The following is a 5,668-nucleotide window of genomic DNA, read 5'->3' on the forward strand; positions in this document are numbered from 1 at the left end:
CATAACGACATTCCGCCTCTATTTAGTTTTTGAGATGCCTTGCGGAGTGCTTGCTCGGCTCGTTGTTTATCTAATTCTTGCTGTCGCTTCATTTCCGCTTGGCGTTCCAGTTCTAGACGTTTGCTTTCTTGATTCTTCTGCCATTGATCAAAACCTTGATCGACACGGTTTAAACCACGCTGTAAAACGCTCTCTTTCTGCTGTTTTTCTTGCTGAAGCTGTTGGATATTTTGCTGTTTCACATTGTCATTAAAACGGCTGATTTCAGTGTCTATGCCTTGTCTGCGTAATTGGGTGACTTTGGTGCCTTCATGGATGGTGGCTTGTAGTCCGTTGTTCTGATCGGCATAGCTACGATGGTCTATTTTTTCTCGGTAGCCTGCACGTTCCAATGCTTTATTGGCTAAGTCTGCCCAAGTTTCTCGAATTTGCTTAATATCTTCTTGGGTTGTCCCCATGCCAAGGCTTTTTCGTTTGGCGTTGCTGAGTTCGATATCTGTTTTGGTGATCAGGGTGAGTTTATTGTCCGTATCTAATTCAGCTTTTCGGGTGGTAAGCATGATATGGGCGTGATGATTCTTATCATTACCGCCTTTGCTCGGTTCATGAATAGCTAAATCTGCAATCACGCCATAGCGATCAACTAAGGACCTGGCAAAGTCTTTTGCCAAGTCCTTACGTTGATCAGCGTCTAATTCATCGGGTAGGGCGATTACCCATTCTCTAGCGGTTCGGGCATCTTTGCGGTTCTCGGTTTTTTCTGCCAAGTTCCAAAGTTCGCCACGGTCAATTTCAATATCTAGATTAGAGATAATTTCAGAATGGGCGACACCGTCTTTTCTCGTAAAGTCATGGGTCAGCCCTGTGCGTTCATCTTCTAGTTTTTCACCTGCACGATAGGCACTTGATGCAACCGCAGTTCGTCCTGAACTTCGGTTAATTGTTTTAGTTGAACAATGATAGATTGCCATGCAGTCGCCTTGAGATGCTTTTGCTTTTAAAAAATTGCGTAGCAGTTTTTTGGGGTTAAGGGGTATCCCCTTACGCAAACTTTGACTTGGATGAAATCCAAGTCGTAAGTGCGCATTTCATGAAAAACACGATAGCATATAGCCCGCTTGAATTTCAATTCATAGGGCCTTATGCTTGAGTGGTTTTCTATATCCCGAAATCTGAATCATGACAAAAGCTGCTGAAACTCTTGAAAAGAAAATCGAAGCCCAGTTAGAGAAGCTGAAACAGTTAAAGGCTCGTAAACAGGCTATCGAAGCTAGAGAAAAATCGAAACAGAAAGAGCAGGAAAGAAAGGACGATACTCGGCGTAAAATTTTGCTCGGTTCTTACTTGATTAAAAAAATGAATGCGAATGAAGCCAATAAAGAAAAAATACTCGCTGAACTCAACGACTATTTAACAGAAAATAGAGATAGACAGCTTTTTGACTTACCAAATATTGAGGAGAATTAATTATGAATAAAGCCGATTTAATTGCCAAATTAGCGCCTAAATTAAACATTACCCAAGATGAAGCAAGAATTGTTCTAAATTCTGTTCTTGAGGTAATCACAGAAGCCCTAGTTGAAGATAAAAATGTTCGGTTGGTTGATTTTGGGACTTTTGAAGTAAAACAGCGTGCCGAAAGAATGGGGCACAATCCTAAAACTGGCGAAAAACTTAAAATTGAAGCTAAGAAAATCGTCACTTTTAAACAAGGCAAGGCTTTGGGAGAGCAATTTATTGTTAAGCCAAAGCAAAAAAGTAAAGCTAAAAAGAAAGCCTAATTTTTCTTAGCTCTTTGTTTTTCTTGTTCGGCTTTATACTCTGGAATTAGCTTATTTAAGATCTTTTGGATATTTTCTATATCTTCGATCTGCAAATTATCCCGATAGTAAATTAAATCCTCTATTTTGCTTTCCATCTGCATTTTTTCGGTGGGTTCGGCATTTTGGGATATTCGGGATAATAGGAAGATATAACTGCATATATTTTCCCTCGCAATTTCATAATTTACGATATCGAGGTATTCAGCTTGTGTGCCGTGAAATTCTTCTAATAGGTTGGTTAATTTCATCATGCTTGAAACCCTGCTTTTTCTAAACATGGATAAAGCTCTCTGAACTTTTCAGGCTCTAAAAGCATGTCAGCGATACGAATAGCAAATTGCTGAAAGCTTTCCGTACCTTGTGAGTATTTGCTCATTTCGGGCATTTCAGACATTTTATTTGCAAATAAATGGCGTTGTGGATCGCTCAATTTTATAAAAAAATCAGGGTTACTACGATTTTGCTTAGATATTATTTTTTTTGAGATTTTATCTACTTTAGGCTTAAATTTGAATGAAAAACCTATAATTGTCCGCCCCTGCTTATGTTGCTCGTATTTAATCGTATAGTCTGAATGTTGATTCACTTGCTCCACAGCCACATCTAGGACTCGCAACTTAAAGTTAGAAATAATTTTATATTGCTTAGGTTCTACACCTAATTGCCCTCGTAATTGTTCTATTTCAATAAATGGAATATGTCCGACATTTTTCCATTTCATTAGGAGTTCAAACAATCGAGTAGCGTAGGTACTGGTAAAGTCGGTAGTTTGTGATAAGTAATAGCTTGTGAAATATTCTTTTGAATTAGCAACCAATAGGACAACATCACTGGTAAGTTGGAAGTGTAATAAACCCTCTGATTCTGTATAACCGATCTTTTGTACCCATCGTGATTTCATAACGGTTGGTATATCGCAATCTCTTAGCTTTTTGGGACGTTTAAAAGTGTATTCCTTACCAAATTCCAAGCCATATAAGGTGTATGAGAAATAGCGTAAAAACAACCGTTCTGATGCTTCTTTTAATGCTCGATAAGCTACTGAACCATCAACCTTAAATTGTTCAGCATATTCCCCTGCATGTATGGTCAGAACTGTATCACTGGTAATTTCTTGGTGCTGATTATTAGCTTTGACCAAAGCCAATCCAATTAAGCGTTGTTCTACTAAGCTCAAGGTATAACTTGCATCAATCAGCGCATTATTTTTAACAACTAAATCATTTGCCATTTCTTATACATACATTCTTTTTAGTTGTAATTATATTACATAGATTAAATACGTATAGCAATACTGCATAAACGTATAGATAAGACTGCATAAACGTATAGATAAGACTGCATAAACGTATAGATAAGACTGCATAAACGTATAGATATAGCAATATAAGCCATTGATTATTAATATGAATAAGTGGTCTAAAATTATAAAATTATAAAATTATTAAAAAGAGGGGAGTGCTAAAAACTGCCCTAGGTACTCGCTAAAGCTCGTACTCTATTGAAGCTCGTTCCTCGCTTCGAGGGGCAGTTTTTGGTTAATCCTGTTTGTGAAATCTAAAAGCAAAAGCATTGGTAATGTATTCGCTTCGCTCATACTTTTTGAAAAGCAAAAGCTCCAAAGTTCGCACCCATTCGGGATGCTCTGTATCTACCGTTTAAAATCTAAAGGAAGCTTGTAATCAGAGAAAGGGCGAGCGTGAAATTTTGATGATGCTCAATCGCTCGTAGACACTCGCTCGGTTCTTATTATCTAGGTTTTAATTATTTAATGAAGCTAATCAAAGTTGTGAAACATTGCTTAAATAATAGGCGTGGAACGTGAAAAATCATAAAAAAAGCCCACCTTGGGGAAGATGGGCTATAAACTAGAAACTACAGCATTGATTTCTAAGTGGAATTATAACGTATTTCGTATAAGGTGTATTATGTTAATTTTAGGAAAACTACATAAATTTAAGAAATTTCTATTTTTTTATAAATAGCATATCCATTTAAATAATCCATATGAGCATTACAACTTTGGCATTGGAAGTCAAAATTATTTGCTTTAGTAAAATCAAAGTCTTTACCAGCTTTATATCTTTCTTTAAAAGGAATGATAGCTATAGTTTCTTTAGAGCATTTAGGACACTGTAATGCTATATATTTTTCTATTGAAGGTTTCGAAACTACGAAAAATGGTGCAATAAAAGCAACTAATATTAAAGGCCAAAAAAATACCCCTAAAAAGAAAAATACACAAAATATAGTTAAAGATAATCCAAACTTTTTCGATTCAATCTCTTTTATGTATGTCTCTACTATTATTTCTTTGAAATCAGGCATAATTTTCAATTATAGATCAATAAAAAGCTGAATATACCAAACTCATTTTTTAAATCCTAATCATTTTTAGATATTGATTTTACTTCTATTTAACATAATGGCTGTTATACGAAATTCATTTGTTAGAAACCATTTATTACATCAAAAGTAATGAAAAAGTAAAGAATATGCCTTATATTATCTTTACTTTAATGGTTTTTGAGTGAGGAAATCATGTCCGCAGTCAATTTCAATATGCGCTTAGAAGCAGAGTTAAAAGAACAAGTCACGCCTATTTTGGAAGACTACGGTTTGACTATGCCCCAAGCATTCAAACTGTTCTTGAATCAAATCGTTAAAACTAAGGCGATCCCTTTATCTTTTGACTATGCGCGAGAAACTGCTTTAACTCCTAAAGCAGCAGCCAAGTTACTTCAATCTTTAAAAGAGATTGAAAATGGCGAGTACACCGAGTACGAAACGGTAGAAGAAGCGATTAAAGCTATGTCGGAAGAAGCACATGGCTAAACGTAAGATTATCGTAACCAGTTCTTTTAAACGTGATATTAAAAGACGTTATTTAGAACTGGTTACGGCTGAATGGGCAGAAGTATTAGATTGTTTAGTCGCAAATAATCCTTTGCCTGAAAAATATTTAGATCATCCCTTGAAGGGTGGTGCAGAGTTTAAGAATTGTCGTGATTGTCATGTGAAGCCTGATTTAGTCTTGATTTATAGGCTTGTTGGTGACGATATTTTAGAACTGCATCAGTTGGATAGCCATTCCGAAATTTTTGGATGACTATCGCTCGATGCTTTGAAAGATGGCTTTAGCCATGTTTCAAAGTCGGGCAACTTTGCGCTTGCTGTAATCTGATCAGTAATGAGAAAAACCAAGCAAAGTACCGATCAACTAGTATTTTTTAGGGTCGATCTGACACCAGTCATACGTTTTTTCTTTGACATTATTCGGTTCAAATGAGTAACACGGCTTTTTAGTCATAATTCTGACTAATGTTTTCCCATCATGCTCCTCGATTTGTAACGGATATTTTTTTAGTACAGCCATATCTGCTCTACGTTCATCAATTTCATCTTTGCTTGGTATGTATAAGAAGATAGCCAAAATGAATACCATCATCACAGCAACAAACGTGCTAGCAAAAATAATGATAAGTTTTAAGTTGAGCCTGTGTGTAGCTTCGTTTAATGCCTGAATACTGTTGTTTAATGCGCCTGTATGCTTCTTATTTGCGTTTTCTAGCGATTTTTCAGCCTTGTCTAGCACTCCGCTAGCGACATGGTTGTAAAACTGCTCTAATCGCTTCTTATCGTCTGCTATGGCTTCTCGATATTCCTTCATGGATGCCAATAAAATATATAACTGGTCATCTAGATCATTTTGGTTGCTCATAACGACATTCCGCCTCTATTTAGTTTTTGAGATGCCTTGCGGAGTGCTTGCTCGGCTCGTTGTTTATCTAATTCTTGCTGTCGCTTCATTTCCGCTTGGCGTTCCAGTTCTAGACGTTTGCTTT

General features: G+C 36.5%; 9 protein-coding genes and 1 pseudogene. 4 read left to right on the forward strand and 6 right to left on the reverse strand.

The genetic code is table 11. The features are described from left to right. Nucleotides 1-971 (reverse strand): MobQ family relaxase (mobQ, locus tag MSG95_RS18580; protein WP_324645198.1); only part of this gene is annotated, 971 nt, incomplete at its 3' end. A 208-nt stretch (nt 972-1,179) separates the two neighbouring features. On the opposite strand from mobQ, the gene MSG95_RS18585 reads away from it, so the two are divergent. Both MSG95_RS18585 and MSG95_RS18590 read left to right on the forward strand, forming a co-directional pair. Then, entirely contained in the window at nt 1,180-1,467 is a 288-nt protein-coding gene (locus tag MSG95_RS18585; protein ID WP_087554522.1) for a mobilization protein, read from the forward strand. A 2-nt stretch (nt 1,468-1,469) separates the two neighbouring features. Then, a complete protein-coding gene (locus MSG95_RS18590; RefSeq protein WP_004916110.1) occupies nt 1,470-1,781 on the forward strand; it encodes an HU family DNA-binding protein in 312 nt (103 codons plus the stop codon). Here MSG95_RS18590 and MSG95_RS18595 read toward each other — a convergent pair. From MSG95_RS18595 to MSG95_RS18605, 3 genes are all read right to left on the reverse strand, one after another. Next, nucleotides 1,778-2,074: a hypothetical protein gene (locus MSG95_RS18595; protein ID WP_303892048.1), complete on the reverse strand. Its 297-nt coding sequence runs from the start codon at nt 2,072-2,074 to the stop codon at nt 1,778-1,780. The two genes, MSG95_RS18590 and MSG95_RS18595, sit on opposite strands and share 4 nt — an antisense overlap. After that, on the reverse strand, nt 2,071-3,054 hold the full coding sequence (gene repM, locus MSG95_RS18600) for a replication initiation protein RepM (RefSeq protein WP_087554524.1): 984 nt from the start codon (nt 3,052-3,054) through the stop codon (nt 2,071-2,073). The genes MSG95_RS18595 and repM overlap by 4 nt, the downstream gene beginning before the upstream one ends. Before the next feature lie 725 nt (nt 3,055-3,779). Then, on the reverse strand, nt 3,780-4,151 hold the full coding sequence (locus MSG95_RS18605; RefSeq protein ID WP_324645203.1) for a hypothetical protein: 372 nt from the start codon (nt 4,149-4,151) through the stop codon (nt 3,780-3,782). Between the two features lie 213 nt (nt 4,152-4,364). Between MSG95_RS18605 and MSG95_RS18610 the strand changes: the two genes are divergently transcribed. Together MSG95_RS18610 and MSG95_RS18615 are read left to right on the forward strand one after the other, a co-directional pair. Beyond that, nucleotides 4,365-4,658: a type II toxin-antitoxin system RelB/DinJ family antitoxin gene (locus tag MSG95_RS18610; RefSeq protein ID WP_001277151.1), complete on the forward strand. Its 294-nt coding sequence runs from the start codon at nt 4,365-4,367 to the stop codon at nt 4,656-4,658. After that, nucleotides 4,651-4,932, forward strand: coding sequence for a type II toxin-antitoxin system YafQ family toxin (locus tag MSG95_RS18615; RefSeq protein ID WP_001129137.1), 282 nt, complete (start codon nt 4,651-4,653; stop codon nt 4,930-4,932). Before MSG95_RS18610 ends, MSG95_RS18615 begins: the two co-directional genes overlap by 8 nt. A 111-nt stretch (nt 4,933-5,043) precedes the next feature. On the opposite strand, the gene MSG95_RS18620 is transcribed toward MSG95_RS18615, so the two are convergent. Continuing rightward, entirely contained in the window at nt 5,044-5,544 is a 501-nt protein-coding gene (locus tag MSG95_RS18620) for a hypothetical protein (RefSeq protein WP_324645208.1), read from the reverse strand. Beyond that, nucleotides 5,541-5,668 (reverse strand): annotated as a pseudogene (locus MSG95_RS18625) (mobilization protein); the annotation flags it as partial. The gene MSG95_RS18620 and the pseudogene MSG95_RS18625, both read right to left, overlap by 4 nt.

Source organism: Acinetobacter sp. IK23 (assembly GCF_035615275.1).
In the GTDB taxonomy this organism is placed as follows: domain Bacteria; phylum Pseudomonadota; class Gammaproteobacteria; order Pseudomonadales; family Moraxellaceae; genus Acinetobacter; species Acinetobacter seifertii.

Coding starts and splice junctions, on each gene's coding strand:
- MSG95_RS18585 (WP_087554522.1), top strand. CDS start 1,180: ATGACAAAAGCTGCTGAAACTCTTGAAAAGAAAATCGAAGCCCAGTTA.
- MSG95_RS18590 (WP_004916110.1), top strand. CDS start 1,470: ATGAATAAAGCCGATTTAATTGCCAAATTAGCGCCTAAATTAAACATT.
- MSG95_RS18595 (WP_303892048.1), bottom strand. CDS start 2,074: ATGATGAAATTAACCAACCTATTAGAAGAATTTCACGGCACACAAGCT.
- repM (WP_087554524.1), bottom strand. CDS start 3,054: ATGGCAAATGATTTAGTTGTTAAAAATAATGCGCTGATTGATGCAAGT.
- MSG95_RS18605 (WP_324645203.1), bottom strand. CDS start 4,151: ATGCCTGATTTCAAAGAAATAATAGTAGAGACATACATAAAAGAGATT.
- MSG95_RS18610 (WP_001277151.1), top strand. CDS start 4,365: ATGTCCGCAGTCAATTTCAATATGCGCTTAGAAGCAGAGTTAAAAGAA.
- MSG95_RS18615 (WP_001129137.1), top strand. CDS start 4,651: ATGGCTAAACGTAAGATTATCGTAACCAGTTCTTTTAAACGTGATATT.
- MSG95_RS18620 (WP_324645208.1), bottom strand. CDS start 5,544: ATGAGCAACCAAAATGATCTAGATGACCAGTTATATATTTTATTGGCA.